Source organism: Dyadobacter sp. CY323 (assembly GCF_021390245.1).
Classification (GTDB): domain Bacteria; phylum Bacteroidota; class Bacteroidia; order Cytophagales; family Spirosomataceae; genus Dyadobacter.
Genome location: NZ_JAJUXH010000025.1, coordinates 37,347 through 55,924 on the forward strand (window position 1 = coordinate 37,347; position 18,578 = coordinate 55,924).

An 18,578-nucleotide genomic window follows, 5' to 3' on the forward strand; every position below is an offset into this window, starting at 1 on the left:
ATCGCGAGTCTATAGAGCAGGTACCATTTTTTTATCTGACTCTCACACATTTGACGCCGCAGCTTCTCACCCGTTCCCAGATCAACGACGGTCTCTGGAACCACCTCATCGAAGAATCCCAACAATCTGTTTTGTACGCATTCACCAACTACCTGGATCTGGTATGTGAGGACTGGAATGCATTCGTGTGGCCTGAAATGGGCGATTATAAGATTGTTATGCCCATTCCGGTGCGTTTGAAAATGGGGATGCGCGTTGCGTATCAACCACTCTTTTGCCAGTATCTGGGCATATTTTCAAAGTCTGATCTGCATATATCCGATATGTCGCCTTTCTTGCAGGCATTTGCCGCGCAGTTTAAATACATATCCGGGTATCATTTCAATCCGGAGAATTATTTGATTCTGAGTAAATGCATGGAGTTGATCCCGCATATCGAAATCGCTACCTGCCATACGCATTGGCTTAACCTTCTTCCCAGTTACGAATGTGTTGTAAACGGTTTTTCAACAGACAGAAAAAAGAATCTCGAGAAAGGCAATCGGTATGGCTGGGAAGTTATGAAAAGCAGGAATATTCACCCGTTGATCTTCCTTTTCGTTCAAAACCATGCAGGTAAGATTCCCGGTGGTGTTAACCCGTGCGTTTATAACCGGCTTGAAGCTGTTTTTGAAAGGTTGGAGGCGATCGGCAAGGCGGAAGTATGGTACGCGCATTACGAAGGCATAATCCGGGCTGGGATTCTTCTGATACGCAATGCGGACCGAGTGATCTATTTGTTCAATGCAGCGGATGAGATGGGGCGGAAAGGAAATGCACGGACTTTTCTGCTGGCCAGTTATTTCCGGCTACATGCGCGGGAACCGCTGGTTTTTGATTTCGAAACGCCCGAAGTCAGTTCAGTTACCGCATTCTATGAAAGCTTCGGAAGTACGGCGGTACCCTACCTAAAGGTCCGCCAAAACCGTCTTTGGTTTCCACTTAGAATGGTGCAAAACCTGAGGAGAAGACTTTACCTCAAAACCAGGTAAGGTCTTTGCGCAACCCGCGGTACGATTTCAGGTCCATTTCCAGCGAGCCGATTTTTAATTCAACTTCGGCTTTCAATGGAATTTTATTTGAATCGTCGGAAACCCAGAGACGCATTGCGCCTTCGTCTTTAAAAAACTTATTGGATGGTATCAGTGGATTCAGCCGGAGTACCCGTGTCTTTCCAAATTTCGTTTTAATCACATCTTTCCCCACATACCGTACCCGCAATTTATAGATCTCACCGTCAAAAAAAGTCGGGACTTCGATCACCTCACCTTCCGAGATGCGATCGAAATCGATTGTTCGGAGGAAGAAATATCCGCTGATAATGTCATGGATATTATTGGGCACATTGAAAGTCTTGGTTTCGTCTTTTATGCTGGAAATGGCCTGGTCTTTATTGTGATTAAAAAATACCTTTTCTTCCTTCCTGTATTTGTTTTCCTGGATCTGGCGCTCAAATAAATGCGGGAGAATCGCCGTGGTGTCAATATACGATCGCCAGGTGTCCCGAACACGGGAGACGAGGTCGAAAGCGCCGACCGTTTTCCCGGTTACATTCACTCTGAAACACGGGCGGTTGTTAATTGTAGAGACATTTTTGGACACTTCCACTTTCGCCTCGGCTGCGTTGATAAAACCATAATGCACGCGATATTCAACCCGCTCGCCGGTACCAAAACTCTTGTTTGGAACAACCCGGGTCTGCTCATATTTCTCCTCGAACTGCCGGAATGAAAAAAATAAAACAAAAACTGAAATGGCTAATATGATGTAAGTTCTCTTCATGCTTAAAGTAATTACAGAGAGGGGTATTTTTCTTTTAAGTAAGTCAGATATTTTTTGAAATCTTTCCCAAAACGTTTTTCAAATTCGATCAAAAACTGGTTTTGCTTGGACTTATAGGTCAGATAACTGATGAAGTATGCATTGTTGGGCAAATCGTTTTCTTTCCCGGTGTTTTTGGTTGTAAACGTTCGTTGCGTCGCCAGCAGTGTATCTGCGTCAGCAAGTATCTTCGCAATCATCTCTTTTTTTAGTGAGTCTTTCCGTTTATCCGGTGACATATCGTTTCCAAAAGTTCTATAAAGACTGTCCAGCTTAACTGTTCCCCTCAGCATATGCCCGGAATAAGCGTCGTTAAATCGTTTGGAATACTCATATGTACGCAATTCCTTGGAGTCCAGACCATACTTGTACTTCAAAAACCGGATAGCTCCCTGATCTCCGACAAAGCTTGCCAGGTTCTCATTTAGTTCCAGGTCATTTTTTACAAAAAGCGTTCCATGTGTCAGTTCGTGAAGGATCAGGTTGGCCAGGCTTCCTACGCGTCTTTTCAACATGCTCGAAAGGATCGGGTCTTTCAAATAGCCCAGCGTCGACCACGCAGAAACTTCCCCGATGTCCGTATCCAAACCACTTTTGATTAATTCTTTTTCCTCCGCGTAAGCCCGGGTCGAGTCAAAAAAGCCTTTGTAGGGAAATGTGCCGACGATCGGGAAATGCCATTTGTAGGGTTCAATTTTGTAGCGTTCCGAGGCTGTAATGAGCCATATCAGCGGTTTGCCGTGCTGGTTGTAAAATGTAGTGTAATTTTTCGACGGACTCAATCCCAGTGAATCCACTCCGAACTTCTTGATTTCCTGAATGAGCCTGATTTGTGCTTTAAGTGAGTCGGGGAATGCGGGATTTTTTAATACATCTTCTACTTCCTCCACGTTCATCAGGATGCCAATCTGACCTTTGGCCTGCATAAAACCATAACTTAGTACGTTGCGATAATAGAACCCCAGGATCAACAGCGCCGCCAGAAATGCCAGAAATATTTTTTTAAACACAGAAAATCAGATCAGAAAACTTAAAAATACAAGCACGACAAATGTATGTAAAACACGCTATTGTACCCGGTTATTAGTTTATTAATGACTAAATGGAGAGTCGGAATGCGAGTGCCACTGACTAAAGGATCAATTAAAAGTTGAAATAATATGCCCCGACCTGATATATTTGTTTGCTACGCTTTTCCTTTATCATGAAAGTTAAATCACTCCGGTTATACACGCTTGGTTATCTGCTTTTACCCAATCTTCTGTTTTTCTTTTATTGGACACAGTGGTATATCGCACTCGCCGGAATTCTCGTACTTATTCTGGCATTCGCAAGCGCCATTAGCTCGCGCGACTTTGAATCGCCAAATGTGCTTACAGGAAAGGATCTATGGATCCTGGCAGGTTCGGCATTACTGCTCACATTCGTGTCCGGGGTGGCGGGACTTTCTTATCAAACTTTTGATTACTGGTGCCATAACACCAAGTTCTATGAACTTTTCAAATACAGCTGGCCCATCCGGATCCCGGAAACAGGTCCGGTTATCTCTTATTATTATGGGTATTACGTAGTGCCTGCGCTGATTTTTAAACTGCTGGGCAGCATTAATGAGACCGTCCTATTTCTGTGGACGATGATCGGTTTTTTTCTGGGTTTGGCGTGGGTATATATTGTTTTGAATAAAAAGATCGTCTACGCATTGCTCGCCACGACCATCGGGGATGCGCCGCACGTGATCAAAACGGTATTTTACAAGTTTACCCATACGATATATGTCATGGGCGATTTTGGGGTGGAGTCCTGGTCTAATTTTGAAAACCTCCTTTGGGTACCTAATCAGGTTATCCCGACGTTGATCGTGGGCGGTATGTTTGTTTACCTTTTAAAAAACAAGCTGAATGTCGAACACATTGTTTTTCCAATAGCACTTATTTTTTGGTGGGCGGTTTTTCCTGCCTTTACAGGCGGGCTTTTGGCGGCGATCGTAATTATTCGTAAATGGGTTTTTGCGCGCTTTCAACTGGATTGGATCCTGGTGGGGAAACTCGTTATACTTCCATTTCTGGCCTGCGTACCGATCCTGGTCTTTTATATGTCCCACGAAGAAGCTCCGATTTCCGGTTTTCTCTGGCAGTTTGGCGACACGATGACCAACCGCGGAATCGAATACGCAATCAACATCGGGATCAACCTGGTTTTGTTTATCGTTTGCTATCGTTTGTTCAGTAACCGGCTTTCCGCTACCATGGACCCGTTTCCGTTGTATGTGATCCTGTTTTTCTTCATGGTTTTCCCGATTTACCGGATGGGAAAAGTCAATGATTTTCTGTTTCGCGGGTTAATGCCGTATCTGCTCATCATTGGCATGTATTTGTTCTATCCATTTGCGACAGCCTCGTGGCAGAGTTCCTGGAAAATGATCCGCAAGTCGTTCCTGCATCTGGCGTTTTTCGCGCTCCTGCTTTCCAGCTCGCTCATCGCGATTGGCCGGGTTGTCAGGGCTTTCAGGGTAAATGTGGCTACGAAGGCGATTTTTCCCGATAAAGTGGCATTCGATCCGATTCCCTACGATGCTTACCCGAATATTTATGAAGTGTTGAAAGACAAATGGTCGCAGCGTGAGGCGGATCAGTACCTGGGGAAAAAAGATTCTTTTTATGAGCTGAAAATGGCACCAAAAAAACCTTCTGATAATTGATAGCGTCCGTTCGGACATTCAAATTTTCCCGATTTTTTACAACAGCTTCAAACCGAAGGGAATGGCGTTTTTATTATAACTATAAGCAAAAAACGGGTTGCAATTAATACTATAAATCGGTATTTTTACATATTAGTGAAGACCCTTTTTTGAGCGGTTTTTGGGCATCAAAAGCTGCTTTTTTTGTAAATAAACTAAATTCTGCTACCATTTTATGGCACAAACAACTTCGGATAAAGACAACAAACTAAAAGCATTACAAACCACGCTGGAAAAGCTGGACAAAGCCTACGGAAAGGGTACGGTGATGCGTCTTAGCGACAGTAAGGTTTTAGACATTCCAGTCATTTCAACAGGTTCACTCGGGCTTGATCTCGCCCTGGGTGTAGGTGGAGTTCCGCGGGGCAGGGTAGTTGAGATCTACGGCCCTGAATCTTCGGGTAAAACGACTTTATCCATGCATTGCATCGCCGAAGCTCAGAAGAAAGGCGGACTGGCTGCATTCATCGACGCAGAACACGCATTTGACCGTTCCTACGCCGAAAAACTCGGGATCGATACCAGCAATCTTTTGATTTCGCAACCTGATAATGGTGAGCAGGCACTTGAAATTGCCGAACACCTGATCAGCAGTGGCGCAGTAGACATTATTGTGATTGACTCAGTGGCTGCATTGGTTCCGCGCGCAGAACTTGAAGGCGAAATGGGAGATAGCAAAATGGGCTTACAGGCACGTTTGATGTCTCAGGCGCTTCGCAAGCTTACGGGTGTAATTAATAAAACGGGCTGTTGCTGTATTTTCATCAACCAGCTTCGCGAGAAGATCGGGGTGATGTTTGGAAATCCGGAAACGACGACCGGTGGTAATGCATTGAAATATTATGCTTCTGTGCGGCTGGATATTCGTCGTGTGGGACAGATTAAAGAAAGTGCAGATCAGATCCTGGGTAACCGTACACGGGTTAAGGTAGTGAAAAATAAAGTCGCGCCGCCATTTAAAGTGGTCGAGTTTGACATCATGTACGGCGAAGGAATTTCCAAAGTCGGGGAGATCATCGACCTTGCAGTGGAACTGGATATCGTTAAAAAATCCGGATCATGGTTCAGCTATGATGGCAACCGGCTCGGACAAGGCCGGGACGCGGTGAAAGCGCTTATTAAGGATAATCCGGAATTGATGGATGAACTGGAAGCCAAAGTTCGCGGAAAGGTCAACAACGAGCCAGACGCATTGATTGATACCAGTGAGCCGAATGTGGTGGACGAAGGTTCTCCACTCTGATATTTTTGAAGTGATACTAACGAAAAATGCCCTGCTAAAAACAGGGCATTTTTCGTTAGTATCTAATTTTATCTTAAAACGGTTTGCGATCATCGTCGTCTTCATCAAAGTCATAATCTTCATCGCCCGGGCCGGAAAACATACTGCTTACCAAGTCCTGGAACTTCATTCCCTGATCCAGCGATTGCTTTCCGATCAGCGAAAATTCAGCCATCCCGTGTAATGCAAATTCCATCATGAACAACTTCTCATCACCATCTGCGTAGGCGCTGAGCATATCTACGAAATCGTCCAGACCATCGATGGTCTTAAGTCTGGCCATGTATTCCCGGTCCGTCATGTCGCCGGGCATTTCCATTTCGTTACCAGCGCCAAACCATTCAATTACTTTGGCGTATGGATTGATCTTGCTTTTTTTGCTTTTTTCAGGATCCGGGAAGAACTGCAGAAATTGGGTGCGTATCGCTTTTCCGATCAGATTCTGGGCAACGATCACCGGGCCTTCCACCTCACCTTCATAAACAAGCTCCACCTTTCCGCAAATCGCAGAAACAACGCCGTAGAGATCTGAAATGCGCGTGTACGTATTTTCTTCGCCATTAATGAGCGCACGTCTCTCGGCAGTACTCAACAGGCTTTCGTAGGCAGAAATCGTCAAACGCGCCGAAACGCCACTTTTACTATCCACATACTCGCTTTCACGGGCTTCAAATGCTATCTGCTCGATGAGTGTTTTAACAAGTTCATTGAGTTTCACCAAACCTTTTTGTTCCGGTTTTACTACCGCTTCCTGTTCTGTGATTTTCTTGCCTGTCTCGATCGTTTTTGGATAATGGGTCACAATCTGACTTTCGATCCGGTCTTTAAGTGGCGTTACAATGCTTCCCCGATTGGTATAATCCTCCGGATTTGCTGTAAATACAAATTGAATATCAAGCGGCAAACGCAGTTTGAAGCCTCGGATCTGGATATCGCCTTCCTGTAAAATATTAAAAAGCGCTACCTGAATGCGGGCCTGTAAGTCGGGAAGCTCATTAATGACAAAAATCCCTCTGTGCGAGCGCGGGATTAACCCAAAGTGGATCACGCGCTCATCCGAATAGGGCAGCTTCAAAGTCGCAGCTTTAATGGGGTCTACGTCGCCGATCAGGTCAGCTACCGACACATCGGGTGTCGCCAGCTTTTCCGTATAACGTTCATCGCGGTGGAGCCAGGCGATTTGGGTATGGTCGCCATGTTCCGCCAAAATATCCTTTGAGAATCTGGACAATGGCTCCAAAGGATCATCATGCAACTCCGAATTTTTAATGTAAGGAATGTATTCGTCGAGCAATCCCACCATCATGCGTGCAATCCGGGTTTTGGCCTGGCCGCGCAGACCCAGGAAGTTGATGTTGTGCATGGATAAAATCGCACGCTCGACATCGGGGATAACCGTTTCCTCATATCCCCAAATTCCCGGAAAAATGTTCTGTTTACCCTTGATTTTTGCGATCAGATTGTCCCGCAGTTCCTGTTTAATGGAACGCGACTGATAACCTGCTTTTTTTAGTTCGCCGAGTGTATGAATACTTAATAATTCTGAACTGGAAAGCTGTGAGTAATTCATGTAATATGTGCTGGATTAACGCGCGTACGCAACTGAACGCATTTCCCGGATCACCGTTATTTTGATCTGGCCCGGGTACTGCATTTCTTTTTCAATTTTTTGGGATATATCAAATGACAACATACCTGCTTTTTCATCCGAAACATTGTCGGCATCGATGATCACACGCAGCTCCCGGCCCGCCTGGATCGCGTAGCATTTTTCAACTCCTTCAAATGACAACGCCATGTTTTCCAGATCGCGCAGACGCTGAATGTACGATTCCATCATTTCGCGGCGTGCTCCCGGACGTGATCCTGAAATCGCATCACAAACCTGTATGATCGGCGATAGAATGCTCGTCATTTCGATTTCATCGTGGTGGGCACCGATCGCATTACATACTTCCGGATTTTCCTTGTATTTCTTGGCAAGCTCCATTCCCAGGATCGCGTGCGGAAGGTCTGATTCTTCCGGCCACACTTTGCCGATATCATGAAGTAACCCGGCACGTTTCGCCAGTTTCGTATTAAGTCCAAGTTCCGATGCCATCGTCGCGCAAAGCTTCGCTACTTCACGTGAATGCTGCAACAGGTTTTGGCCGTAAGACGAACGGAAACGCATACGGCCGATCATCTTCACAAGCTCGGGATGTAATCCGTGGATTCCCATATCAATGACGGTACGCTCGCCAATTTCGACGATTTCATCATCAATATTCTTGCGGGTTTTGGCCACCACTTCTTCAATGCGTGCCGGGTGGATCCTTCCATCCTGCACCAGGCGGTGTAACGAAAGTCTGGCGATCTCCCTGCGAACCGGATCAAATCCTGAAATGACAATCGCCTCAGGAGTGTCATCCACAATAATCTCTACGCCCGTTGCAGCTTCCAGCGCACGGATATTCCGGCCCTCGCGGCCGATTATCTTTCCTTTAATATCGTCGTTTTCAATGTTGAAAACTGAAACGCAGTTCTCGATGGCATGTTCGGCGGCGGTACGCTGAATGGTCTCGATCACGATCTTTTTTGCTTCTTTCGTCGCCGTCAACCGCGCTTCTTCCATTGCACTTTTCACATACGATCCGGCCCTGGTATCAGCCTCCGCCTTCAATGCGTCGACCAGTTGTTCGCGGGCTTGCCCGGCAGTCAGATTGGCTATTTTTTCCAGCTGGGTAACTTGCTGCTGAAGTGATTTTTCAGCTTCCTCCCGGCGTTTTGTTGCCGTTTCAAGTTGCTGGTTTAAGTTATTTTTGAGAGTTTCCAGTTCATTTTCGCGGCGTTTGTTTTGCTCAATGGTCTGGTTCATGCTTTGCTCGCGCTGTTTGAGCTTTTGTTCATTCGTTTGAAGAATGCTGCGTTTTTTGTTCGCATCTTCTTCGAATTCTGATTTCAGGCGGAGGTACTTTTCTTTGGCTTCGAGGATTCGGTCTTTCTTGATGTTTTCGGCGGCACTTTCAGCATTTCTTAAAATCTCGGCGGCCCGTTCCTGGGCATCTTTCTCTTTTTGGTCAAATGACCTTTTAAAGATGTATTTACCTGCGAAAATACCGATGCCTATGGCAATGATATCCGACAGAACGATGATGAAAAACTGAGAATTTGACATTTTACTAATGGTTATATATAGTTGGTTTAACCGACTACACCAGCGTCAAAATGCCGAAATGAAGGAATTGAGAGAAATAGGAAGAGATTCGTTAAATAAAAAGGGTTAGGTGTGTATCTGTTCAGCTTTCAATGGCACCGGTTATGGTTTCATCCAGTTTTTCAATTCTGTGTTTAAAAGCTGTAGCCAGGTTGTTCGTTTGCTCATTATTCCTTTGCAATGCTACCAGGCATTCAATGGACGTGAGAGCAATCGCTTCGATGTCACCGTATACTTTTCCTCTTAATTTATGCTGTTGCACGCGTTGCATGAATACCTCATACCCATCTCTGTAGAATTTCTCCTGATCCGCCGGAACGCTCAGTTTGAAACCTCTGTCCAGCAGTTTTATAAAGACAGAAACATCTGGATTAGGTATGTTATTTTTTGTCATAAGGTATCTTCAAGCAACTCAATGCACTTATCAATCTCTTGGATATATCTTTCAACTGATTCTTTCAGCTCGGCAATTCCGCTTGTTGGTGTCAGTTTACTAGTGACAATTTTAGCGAAACTTTTGGACTTATTAAAGTCTTTTTCCAAACTAGTGTTTTTTTTCTTCAATTCTTTTGCTTCCTCCTTGAGTTTAATATTTGACAGGCGAAGCTCCGCATTTTCGCGCTGCAGCTCCGTATTTTCCCATCTCAATTTCTCTTTGGTATTAACCAGAATCTCGAGTTTTTTCTCAAGATCGGTTAACTTATGTGCGATAACACGTTCAATGCTCCTTTCCATTTTTGAACTTTAAAATTACCGTCAAAGCAAAAGCGATTTACCTCATTTTCTGATCACTGCCTCAAACTCCTTCTCAAAAGCCGTGATGAGTCTCTGCATCGACTTGTCAATGACTTTGTCAGTCAGCGTCTGCTGGTCGTCCTGCAGAATGAAGCTGATCGAATAAGATTTTTTCCCTTCCAGGTTTGCACCTTCATATACATCGAAAACATTCACAGAGCGAAGCAGTTGGCGCTCCGTCCGGTAGGCGATCTGCCGCAGCTCATCAAAAGTGATCTTTTTGTTCACAACCACCGACAGGTCACGACGCACCTCCGGGAATTTAGGTACTTCATTATAGTCAATGATGGAGCTGTATTGACGAAGCAAATAATCCCAGTCGAAATCCGCAAAAAAGACCTGAGCCTTAATGTCCATTTTCTTGGCTACTGTCGTATTAAGCAGACCAAAAGAAACAACCGGTTTTTTGTTTAAAAGTAAAGTAATGCCCTGTTTGAAAATCGCTTTGTCGGCATCCTGCTTTTCCACTTCTTTTACTCTCAATGCCGTTAGCACCTGATTCACAAACGCAGCCAGGTCATGAAAAACCACATCGCGCGACTTTTCAAACCAACTTTCCTGCTGGATATTTCCCGTTAAGAAAAGCGAAAGCCGCTCATTTTCAACATACTTCTCATTGAGCTGGGAATATGTTTTACCAAATTCAAAAAGTTTGAGGTCCCGTTGGCGGCGGTTGCTATTATAAGCGACCACTTCAAGTCCTGAAAACAATAATGTCTGGCGCATCACCGACAGATCTTCGCTCAGATAGTTAAGTATCTTGACCGGGGCGCCTGCAAAGCTATCCGCCAGAAACGCCTGATATTCCGGTTTTGTCAATGAATTATTGATCATTTCATTGAACCCGTTTGCTACCAGCAGCTCGGAAATGCGCAGTTTTAACTTTTCCGGATCATTGACCGGAAAATCCGAAAGGAAATCCGAGCTCATCGCCTCCGACAATTCTACCTGCCCGAAACCGTAAATGCGGAGAATTTCCTCGATCACATCCGCTTCCCGTTGTACGTCAACCCGATAAGGTGGCACGATTGCCGTAAATGTGGTTTCTGTTTCGTTTTCGATTCGGATATCCAGACTTCCCAAAATCGTTTTGATCAACCCTTTGTCGAGTGACTTGCCAATCAGCCGGTCGATATTCCGGTACTTCATTTGAACCTCGAAATCTTCAACGGGCGCAGGATATATGTCGGTGATCTCGGATGCGACTTTTCCTCCGGCAAGTTCAGTGATGAGTAATGCAGCCCGTTTCAATGCAAAAAGCGGCATATTAGGATCAGTACCCCGCTCGAAACGGAATGACGAATCAGTTTTTAAACTAAAACGTTGGGCCGTTTTACGCACCCAGACTGGTGAGAAGTATGCGGATTCCAGAAAGATGGAAGTGGTTTCGCTGCTCACGCCGGAAGTAAGTCCGCCAAACACACCGGCAATGCACATAGGCTCGGGCGCGCCATTTTCGCCTTCGCAGCAAATCATCAGATCGCTGCCGGAGATCTTGCGCTCGATGCCGTCTAATGTTACAAACGGAGTTCCCGCAGCCACAGTATTAACAAGGACTTTTTTGCCTTGAATCTTCTCCGCATCAAAAGCGTGCAGCGGCTGGCCGAGTTCGTGACATACATAATTAGTAATGTCGACGATGTTATTGATGGAGCGGATCCCGATGGTCTGCAAACGTTGTTTGAGCCAGGCGGGAGATTCGGCCACCTGTAATCCTGAGATCGTCAAGCCGGTATATCTGGGGCATGCTTCCTGATTTTGCACCACCACTTCAATGGGCAGACTTTGATCCGTTACTGAAAATGAATCGACCGATGGCAGGGTGATCGCCCGGTTTAAAACCGCCTTTAAGTCACGCGCTACTCCGAAATGAGATGCGGCGTCGGCCCGGTTGGGTGTCAGGCCTATTTCAATGAGGTAATCAGAGGCAATTCCAAAGTATTCGTTCGCTGGCGTACCATTTGCCAGATCTGTATTAAGTACCAGAATCCCCGCATGGGAAGTTCCCAGGCCTAATTCATCCTCGGCGCAGATCATCCCTTCTGAAACGGCGCCGCGTATTTTCGATTTTTTAATGGTGATAGCTTCTTCACTTCCCAATGGATAAAGTACTGCGCCCACGGTAGCCACAATGACTTTTTGGCCGGCAGCCACATTGGGCGCGCCGCAAACGATCGATAATGGATTTTCTCCGCCGACATCGACTGTGGTCGTTTTCAAGCGATCAGCTTCCGGATGCTTTTCACAGGTTAACACCTGGCCGATTACCACCCCTTTTAATCCTCCTTTTATGGATTCGATCTCTTCAATTCCTTCGACTTCAAGTCCGGTTGCAGTGAGTAATTTGCCGATTTCTTCCGGCGTTTCGTTTAGTTCGATCAGGTCTTTAAGCCACTTATAGGAGATCTTCATGCGAATGCTTTAAAGTAATTTCAAAGTCAGAAATGGAAACCTGACTTTCTACAAAAATAATGATTTAAGTGTGAACGGCGCTTTTGAAAAGTGAATACGCCGGACTTTTTTGTTTGGTCCAAATGATTCTTTATCACTCGTGCACCGCCGATTCGAGTAGCTCGCCAGCCTCAATGGCCACCGTCAGCGTGTTTTCGGCAGGCGGGACCGGGCAGGCGTAGCTTTCCTGATACACACAATAAGGGTTATAAGCCTTGTTAAAATCCAGGACGATCGTGTTGTTTTTAAGTTCGGAGACCGGATAATCCAGGTAACGGCCACCCCCATAGGTTTGCTTTCCGCTGGTCGCATCTTTAAACAAGACCGAAATCACACTTTCATTTTTCAGCAACAAAAGTTTCTGTGTTTGTCCGCCGATTGAAAAATTAGCATACCCATATTTTTCATATTTCTCGTCCGTACCATCTGTATACTTAATAATCACCTCTTTGTCGTCATTCGTGTAAGGCGAGATGTTGGCTTTAACGCGAAATGAAAGGTCCGGCTCAAAGTAATGCAGGCCGTGAAAACTTTCTTTATCGGCAATGGGGGACTCTTTGGAGGTTTTGAACTGCTCGTCCTTTGCTTCCCGTTCCTGTTTAATGTCTGCTTTGTATTTAGCGGGGTTTGTGATCGTCTCGGCGCCAGCCTGATCGCCGCTGATAAGCGAGGAATTTTCAACGACAAAATAAGCCAGGATCGCAATGAACATGGCGATTGTACTATACCGGATGACTTTATTTTTAAACATATAGATGAGCAATAATGTAAGAGTTTGCAAACTTACACGGAAAGACAGCTTTGAAAAAGTATGGGGTGTTTATTTGCTTTTTTATGATAATTTTGAAACTTCGCATCGGGCTGGTTAGCGATGTTGAGTGAAAATATCCTAAATTGACCTGACAAATTTTTAACAAATACCTGACCCATCATATGTCGTACACAAAGCGAGTACTCATTGCCGAAGACAGTTCAGTAATTCAAAATCTGGCAAGGAAGATTCTGGAATTTCAACATTATGAAATCACTTCCGTAAAAAACGGGGAACAAGTACTGCAACTCCTTGAAAAAGAAGATTTCGATATCATTTTGCTGGATATCAATATGCCTGTGATGGATGGAATGGAGTGCGCAAGAAGCATTCGCAAGTTGCCCAACGAGAAAAAAGCTAAAACGCCGATTGTCGCCATTACGGGTAATGCCAAGAATTATTCAGAGGAAGATTTTAAAGAAGCCGGATTCGATGATGCGCTGATGAAGCCCTTGAATTTTGACCGCCTGGTTGAGGTGGTGGCGCATTTGACAGAATAATAGTCCATGAGGATAACGTTTTTAGGAACCGGCACGTCACAGGGAATTCCGGTAATTGCCTGTGAATGTGCCGTTTGTCGTTCCAGTGATTTCCGTGACAAACGATTGAGAGCCTCAATCTGGATTCAGGTGCAGGGAAAATCCCTGGTGATTGACACCGGTCCGGATTTCAGGCAGCAAATGCTTAGGGCAAATGTGAAGACACTTGACGCGGCTATTTTTACACACCAACACAAAGATCACACCGCTGGCCTGGACGACATTCGTGCATTTAACCACAGGCAGCAGAAGGATATGCCGCTTTACGGTCGTCCGGAAGTGTTGAAGCAGATCCAAAGCGAATTTTCCTACGCATTTTCCGAACAGCGCTACCCCGGAGTTCCGCACTTCGAGCTCCATCCCATTGAGAACAAGCCTTTTGAGATTGAAGGAATTAAAGTAATCCCCATTGAGGTAATGCACCACAAACTTCCCGTTTACGGTTTCCGGTTTGGTGACTTTACCTATATCACCGATGCAAACTACATTTCCGAAAAGGAGCAGGAAAAGATAAAAGGGTCGAGGGTACTGGTTTTGGACACGCTTCAAAAAGAGCCGCATCTCTCTCATTTTACACTTTCCCAGGCCCTGGACCTGATCGACAAACTCAATGTCCCTCAGGCGTACCTGACCCATATCAGTCACAAGCTTGGCCGGCATGCTGATGTGGAAGCGGAACTGCCGCCGAACGTAAGGCTTGCGTATGACGGGCTGGTTTTGGATTTGTAGGTTGACGGTAGACCTGGCAAGTCTTTCAGATTTACAAGGTCTTATTCGACTTACAAGCCTTCGCTAATCCATTGCATCAGAAGCGCGGTAAGATACCCTCCATAAGTCCCGATCGCATAACCAAGTATCGCCAACAAAACCCCGACGGGCGCCAGAGACGGATGAAATGCTGCCGCAACGACGGATGCCGATGCCGACCCGCCCACATTAGCCTGGCTTCCCACAGCCAGAAAAAAGAAGGGTATTTTCAGCCATTTACAAACCAGTACCAGGATAATGCCGTGAATGCTGATCCAGATCAATCCGATCGCAAAAAGCCCCGGATTTTCTGCGACCGCGCCCAGGTCCATTTGCATTCCGATGGTAGCAACCAGAACGTAAAGAAATACGGTACCTAATTTTGACGCGCCCAGATATTCGAGTTTCCGGGCGGGAGTAACAGATAGCCCGATCCCGATTAAGGTTGCAATGCTGATCACCCAAAAGAAGGAGGAAGTCAAACTGTATTTCTGGAGTCCGGGGTAGTTTTCTGACAGATATGGTGTGATGATATCGGAGAGTCCGTGGGCCAGGCCGGTTGCGCCGAAGCCGGCTGCTGCCAGGTAAATGTAGTCGCGCATGGCAGGCAGTTTTGCATGAGCCTGCTGCTCTGAATCCAGATGCTGCTGCACTTCGTCGACCAGCCGGCTGTCTGCACCGAGAAGCGCATCGATCCGGGAAGCAATGCCGGCCCCGTAGATCAAAACGGCCATCCAGAGCTCGGCGATCAGCACATCGACGGCGACCATTTGAGAAAACAGCTGCGGGCTGGGCTGAAAAACCTCCTTTAATGCCGTTTGATTTGCCCCGCCGCCAATCCAGCTTCCGGCAATGGTTGCCAGCCCGCGCCAGACTGCGTCCGGGCCTTCGCCCGCCACGGTTTGAGGGCTAATGGTCCCCACAATCCACAAAGCAACGGGCCCGCCGATCATGATCCCGGCTGTACCTACCAGCATGGCAATGAGCGCTTTGGGCCCAAGTTTAGCCAGTGATTTCCAGTCCATTCCAATGGTGAAAAACACAAGGCAGGCAGGAAGGAAGTATTTGGAGACGACCGGATAAAGCTGGGAATCAATGCCATTGATAATGCCAAAGGAATTAAGCAGACCAGGAATAAAATAGCATAACAGCAAAGGAGGGATCACCGCATAGAACTTTTTCCAGGTAGCTGAGGGAAGTGAGCTGGTGTAAAAAACAGCCGCCAGGATCAGCATTAATAACCCTAAGACAACAGCATCATTTGTTATCATTCGTCGATTTTGGAGTGGTATTGTCAAGACTGGTAAAAATAGGTAACTTGAATTTCAATTTAGCGGCAAAAACGTTTCTTTTTGAATTTAAAACAGGGGCGGTACTGGTTGCCGGCCTACTATCATTATAAACTATGGCGAACTTTAATTTATTGGTTAATGGAAAAAGGGTGAAGGTGGATGTCGAGCCGGACATGCCTTTACTCTGGGTTGTCCGGGATTTTGTCGGCTTAAAAGGTACAAAATTTGGCTGCGGAATGGCTTTGTGCGGCGCTTGCACCGTGCATTTGAATGGAGAACCTACCCGTTCGTGTCAAACGCCGGTTTCAGCCATTGGGAAAAATGACAGAATCACAACCATCGAGGGTATTGGAGATGGTAAAATGCACATCATTCAAAAAGCCTGGATCGAAGAGCAGGTTCCACAATGCGGTTACTGCCAGTCGGGACAGATTATGTCTGCGGTTTCTTTACTGAAAACAAACCCGAAACCAACGGATGCCGATATCGACGCTGCTATGAGCGGCAACCTTTGCCGCTGCGGGACGTATGACCGTATCCGCAAAGCGATCCACCGGGCAGCCGAAGAGATCAAGGTCTCTGAAAGCGGAATTGGTAAAATGTAATTCACTCACCCTAGCCAAAAAAGACATTGGAAAATATACAATCCTCGCGACGCGATTTTCTGAAAGCAACCACGCTGACCTCGCTGGGGCTGGCAGTCGGCATTTCAGGTTTTACCAAGGACTCCTCCCTTAAAAAAATAGCACCGGCGTTTTTAAAGCTGGAAATCAATCCTTTCATCATCATCGATACGCTGGGCAACATTACCCTTGTAAACCCGCGACCGGATATGGGCCAGGGCTCCACGCAGGCTGTTCCCTCACTATTAGCGGAGGAATTAGAGGTAAGTCTGGACAAAGTTTTGATCGTGCAAAGTGACGGTCAGGGGAAATACGGCAGTCAAACTTCGGGCGGCAGCAGCTCGGTGAGAGGACTTTGGATGCCGATCCGGAGAGCGGGCGCAGCCGCGCGGGAGATGCTTACGACCGCTGCTGCGAAAAGGTGGAATGTGCCTGTTGATGAGTGCATTGCAGAAGATGGGAGGATTCTCCATAAAGCCAGCGGCAAAAGTTTGACTTACGGTGAACTTGCCGACGATGCGTCGAAACTGGAAATCCCAAAAGAGCCAAAGTTGAAAGAAGCCAAAGATTTTAAGATCATTGGAAAATACAACAAGCGGTTAGACGTGCCCGAGCGGGTCAACGGGAAAGCCATTTATGGAATCGACGTTGATATTCCCGGAATGGTATATGCAAGCATCCTGCATTCGCCGGCCCTTCATGGTAAGGTAGTATCGATCGATGATGCCGCTGCCAAAAAGGTAAAGGGTGTTTTAAGTGTGATGAAAACCCAAAGACCAATGCCGCACCGCACCTCGGAAGCCGTGGCGGTGATTGCTACGAACTGGTGGGCCGCATTAAAAGGCAAAAAAGCGCTGAATGTGACCTGGGACAATGCGGGTCTGGATCAATCGGTGAGTACGGCTAACTATTTTGAAAAAACATACGAAGCGGCCAAAAAGGACGGCATTAACTACGAAGAAAAAGGTGATTTTTCAGCCAAATACGCCGTTGCAAAAGAAAAGCTTGAAGCAAATTATGAAACCCCTTTTCTGGCCCATGCGCCCATTGAGCCCGAGAATGCCATTGCGCATGTAAAACCGGATGGTTCTGTGGAAATATGGGCGCCGGTCCAGGGGCCGGACTGGGCACTGCGAGATGTGTGCGGCTATTTGAAAATCAAACCCGAACAGGTAAAAATCAATGTTACCTTACTTGGAGGTGCATTCGGACGCAAAGCCTACCACGATTTTCTTCTCGAAGCTTGTCACATCAGTAAAGAACTTGGCAAACCTGTCAAGGTAATCTGGACGCGCGAGGATGATATTTCACAGGGACCTTACCGGCCTGGAATGCTTAGTCATATGCAGGGTTTTGTGGAAGATGGTAAGATTGCCGGATTTCATCACCATGCGATCGGCGAATCCATTGTAGCCCAGGTTTTTGGCGGATTGAAGGAAACCGAGTCCGATCCCTGGTTGAGCGCGGAGATCGCGACCGAGAACAATAAATATCAATTCAGCGGGGCATCAAAAGTGAGCTGGACGCATGTTAAGACCGATATTCCCGTTGTCTGGTGGCGGTCGGTTTATGCTTCCAACTTCGGTTGGGGCCAGGAATGCTTCGTTGACGAGCTGGCTCATCTTGCCAAAAAAGACCCGATGAAAGCCCGAATGGAAATGCTTTCTGATGAGCGTTTCAGAAAGGTTTTGCAAACATTATCCCAAAAAGCAATGTGGGAGGAAAAACTTCCGGCGGGAACAGGCAAGGGTATCGCTGTATTTAGCTCATTTGGCAGTATATCAGCGTGTTGCATGACCGTTTCAAAAAAGGACAATGGTGTCAAAATTGATAAAGTCGTTTCAGTCATCGATTGTGGGTATTATGTAAATCCCGATAATGTGAAAGCGCAGACCGAAGGAAATATTGTGATGGGTATTACGGCGGCTATCAAGGATGGGATCACATTTACTAGCGGCGTTTGTGACCAAAGCAATTTTCATCAATATAATGTGTTAAGGCTCAACGAGATGCCTGCCATTGAAATTCACATTATTGATAGTGGGGCAAATCCTGGCGGGGTAGGAGAGCCCGGACTCCCGCCCATTGCACCGGCATTGGGCAATGCGGTTTTTGCCGCCACCGGAAAAAGGCTTCGCAAATTACCTTTTGACATCACTAATATCGCTTAAAATTACCCGAGAGCAGGCAAGTAGGCGAATATCAATCCAACAAAAAACGCCCGGCTAATCAATTGCCGGGCGTT

General features: G+C 46.3%; 16 protein-coding genes. 7 read left to right on the plus strand and 9 right to left on the minus strand.

The window, feature by feature from the left end; translation table 11 throughout:
- The first annotated feature begins 50 nt into the window (after positions 1-50).
- Positions 51-1,031 (plus strand): GNAT family N-acetyltransferase, encoded by a 981-nt coding sequence (locus LZG72_RS25845; protein ID WP_233878042.1) that lies wholly within the window; start codon positions 51-53, stop codon positions 1,029-1,031.
- Here LZG72_RS25845 and LZG72_RS25850 read toward each other — a convergent pair.
- Both LZG72_RS25850 and LZG72_RS25855 read right to left on the minus strand, forming a co-directional pair.
- On the minus strand, positions 1,018-1,821 hold the full coding sequence (locus LZG72_RS25850; protein ID WP_233878043.1) for a DUF3108 domain-containing protein: 804 nt from the start codon (positions 1,819-1,821) through the stop codon (positions 1,018-1,020). The two genes, LZG72_RS25845 and LZG72_RS25850, sit on opposite strands and share 14 nt — an antisense overlap.
- Positions 1,822-1,832: 11 nt before the next feature.
- A complete protein-coding gene (locus LZG72_RS25855; RefSeq protein WP_233878044.1) occupies positions 1,833-2,870 on the minus strand; it encodes an aminopeptidase in 1,038 nt (345 codons plus the stop codon).
- Positions 2,871-3,064: 194 nt separating this feature from the next.
- Here LZG72_RS25855 and LZG72_RS25860 point away from each other — a divergent pair, with 194 nt between their 5' ends.
- Positions 3,065-4,558 (plus strand): hypothetical protein, encoded by a 1,494-nt coding sequence (locus LZG72_RS25860; RefSeq protein ID WP_233878045.1) that lies wholly within the window; start codon positions 3,065-3,067, stop codon positions 4,556-4,558.
- Positions 4,559-4,772: 214 nt separating this feature from the next.
- Positions 4,773-5,840 (plus strand): recombinase RecA, encoded by a 1,068-nt coding sequence (gene recA / locus LZG72_RS25865; protein WP_233878046.1) that lies wholly within the window; start codon positions 4,773-4,775, stop codon positions 5,838-5,840.
- A gap of 73 nt (positions 5,841-5,913) precedes the next feature.
- Here recA and LZG72_RS25870 read toward each other — a convergent pair whose 3' ends face one another.
- From LZG72_RS25870 to LZG72_RS25895, 6 genes are all read right to left on the minus strand, one after another.
- The gene (locus tag LZG72_RS25870) at positions 5,914-7,449 is read right to left on the minus strand and encodes a sigma 54-interacting transcriptional regulator (RefSeq protein WP_233878047.1); all 1,536 of its coding nucleotides are present in this window, start codon (positions 7,447-7,449) and stop codon (positions 5,914-5,916) included.
- A gap of 15 nt (positions 7,450-7,464) precedes the next feature.
- Positions 7,465-9,036 carry a ribonuclease Y gene (gene rny / locus LZG72_RS25875; protein WP_233878048.1) on the minus strand — a complete coding sequence of 524 codons (1,572 nt, stop codon included), beginning with the start codon at positions 9,034-9,036 and terminating at the stop codon, positions 7,465-7,467.
- Between the two features lie 121 nt (positions 9,037-9,157).
- On the minus strand, positions 9,158-9,469 hold the full coding sequence (gene zapA, locus LZG72_RS25880; protein WP_233878049.1) for a cell division protein ZapA: 312 nt from the start codon (positions 9,467-9,469) through the stop codon (positions 9,158-9,160).
- Positions 9,466-9,810: a hypothetical protein gene (locus tag LZG72_RS25885; RefSeq protein WP_233878050.1), complete on the minus strand. Its 345-nt coding sequence runs from the start codon at positions 9,808-9,810 to the stop codon at positions 9,466-9,468. The genes zapA and LZG72_RS25885 overlap by 4 nt, the downstream gene beginning before the upstream one ends.
- Before the next feature lie 42 nt (positions 9,811-9,852).
- Positions 9,853-12,282 (minus strand): phenylalanine--tRNA ligase subunit beta, encoded by a 2,430-nt coding sequence (pheT, locus tag LZG72_RS25890; RefSeq protein ID WP_233878051.1) that lies wholly within the window; start codon positions 12,280-12,282, stop codon positions 9,853-9,855.
- A gap of 133 nt (positions 12,283-12,415) precedes the next feature.
- A complete protein-coding gene (locus tag LZG72_RS25895; protein WP_233878052.1) occupies positions 12,416-13,072 on the minus strand; it encodes a DUF1684 domain-containing protein in 657 nt (218 codons plus the stop codon).
- Between the two features lie 182 nt (positions 13,073-13,254).
- Between LZG72_RS25895 and LZG72_RS25900 the strand changes: the two genes are divergently transcribed.
- Entirely contained in the window at positions 13,255-13,632 is a 378-nt protein-coding gene (locus LZG72_RS25900) for a response regulator (RefSeq protein WP_149638454.1), read from the plus strand.
- A gap of 6 nt (positions 13,633-13,638) precedes the next feature.
- Positions 13,639-14,400, plus strand: a complete 762-nt coding sequence (locus tag LZG72_RS25905) for an MBL fold metallo-hydrolase (RefSeq protein ID WP_233878053.1) — start codon at positions 13,639-13,641, stop codon at positions 14,398-14,400.
- 50 nt (positions 14,401-14,450) lie between these two features.
- On the opposite strand, the gene LZG72_RS25910 is transcribed toward LZG72_RS25905, so the two are convergent.
- Positions 14,451-15,689: a DUF819 domain-containing protein gene (locus tag LZG72_RS25910; RefSeq protein ID WP_233878054.1), complete on the minus strand. Its 1,239-nt coding sequence runs from the start codon at positions 15,687-15,689 to the stop codon at positions 14,451-14,453.
- A gap of 134 nt (positions 15,690-15,823) precedes the next feature.
- On the opposite strand from LZG72_RS25910, the gene LZG72_RS25915 reads away from it, so the two are divergent.
- Both LZG72_RS25915 and LZG72_RS25920 read left to right on the plus strand, forming a co-directional pair.
- Positions 15,824-16,315: a (2Fe-2S)-binding protein gene (locus LZG72_RS25915; RefSeq protein ID WP_233878055.1), complete on the plus strand. Its 492-nt coding sequence runs from the start codon at positions 15,824-15,826 to the stop codon at positions 16,313-16,315.
- Positions 16,316-16,341: 26 nt separating this feature from the next.
- Positions 16,342-18,504 (plus strand): molybdopterin cofactor-binding domain-containing protein, encoded by a 2,163-nt coding sequence (locus LZG72_RS25920; protein WP_233878056.1) that lies wholly within the window; start codon positions 16,342-16,344, stop codon positions 18,502-18,504.
- The last annotated feature ends 74 nt before the right edge of the window (positions 18,505-18,578 follow it).

Excerpts from the sequence above, each read along its gene's own strand:
- LZG72_RS25910 (WP_233878054.1), bottom strand. The coding sequence starts at position 15,689 with ATGATAACAAATGATGCTGTTGTCTTAGGGTTATTAATGCTGATCCTG.
- zapA (WP_233878049.1), bottom strand. The coding sequence starts at position 9,469 with ATGACAAAAAATAACATACCTAATCCAGATGTTTCTGTCTTTATAAAA.
- recA (WP_233878046.1), top strand. The coding sequence starts at position 4,773 with ATGGCACAAACAACTTCGGATAAAGACAACAAACTAAAAGCATTACAA.
- rny (WP_233878048.1), bottom strand. The coding sequence starts at position 9,036 with ATGTCAAATTCTCAGTTTTTCATCATCGTTCTGTCGGATATCATTGCC.
- LZG72_RS25870 (WP_233878047.1), bottom strand. The coding sequence starts at position 7,449 with ATGAATTACTCACAGCTTTCCAGTTCAGAATTATTAAGTATTCATACA.
- LZG72_RS25895 (WP_233878052.1), bottom strand. The coding sequence starts at position 13,072 with ATGTTTAAAAATAAAGTCATCCGGTATAGTACAATCGCCATGTTCATT.
- LZG72_RS25900 (WP_149638454.1), top strand. The coding sequence starts at position 13,255 with ATGTCGTACACAAAGCGAGTACTCATTGCCGAAGACAGTTCAGTAATT.
- LZG72_RS25905 (WP_233878053.1), top strand. The coding sequence starts at position 13,639 with ATGAGGATAACGTTTTTAGGAACCGGCACGTCACAGGGAATTCCGGTA.
- LZG72_RS25860 (WP_233878045.1), top strand. The coding sequence starts at position 3,065 with ATGAAAGTTAAATCACTCCGGTTATACACGCTTGGTTATCTGCTTTTA.
- LZG72_RS25915 (WP_233878055.1), top strand. The coding sequence starts at position 15,824 with ATGGCGAACTTTAATTTATTGGTTAATGGAAAAAGGGTGAAGGTGGAT.
- pheT (WP_233878051.1), bottom strand. The coding sequence starts at position 12,282 with ATGAAGATCTCCTATAAGTGGCTTAAAGACCTGATCGAACTAAACGAA.
- LZG72_RS25850 (WP_233878043.1), bottom strand. The coding sequence starts at position 1,821 with ATGAAGAGAACTTACATCATATTAGCCATTTCAGTTTTTGTTTTATTT.
- LZG72_RS25885 (WP_233878050.1), bottom strand. The coding sequence starts at position 9,810 with ATGGAAAGGAGCATTGAACGTGTTATCGCACATAAGTTAACCGATCTT.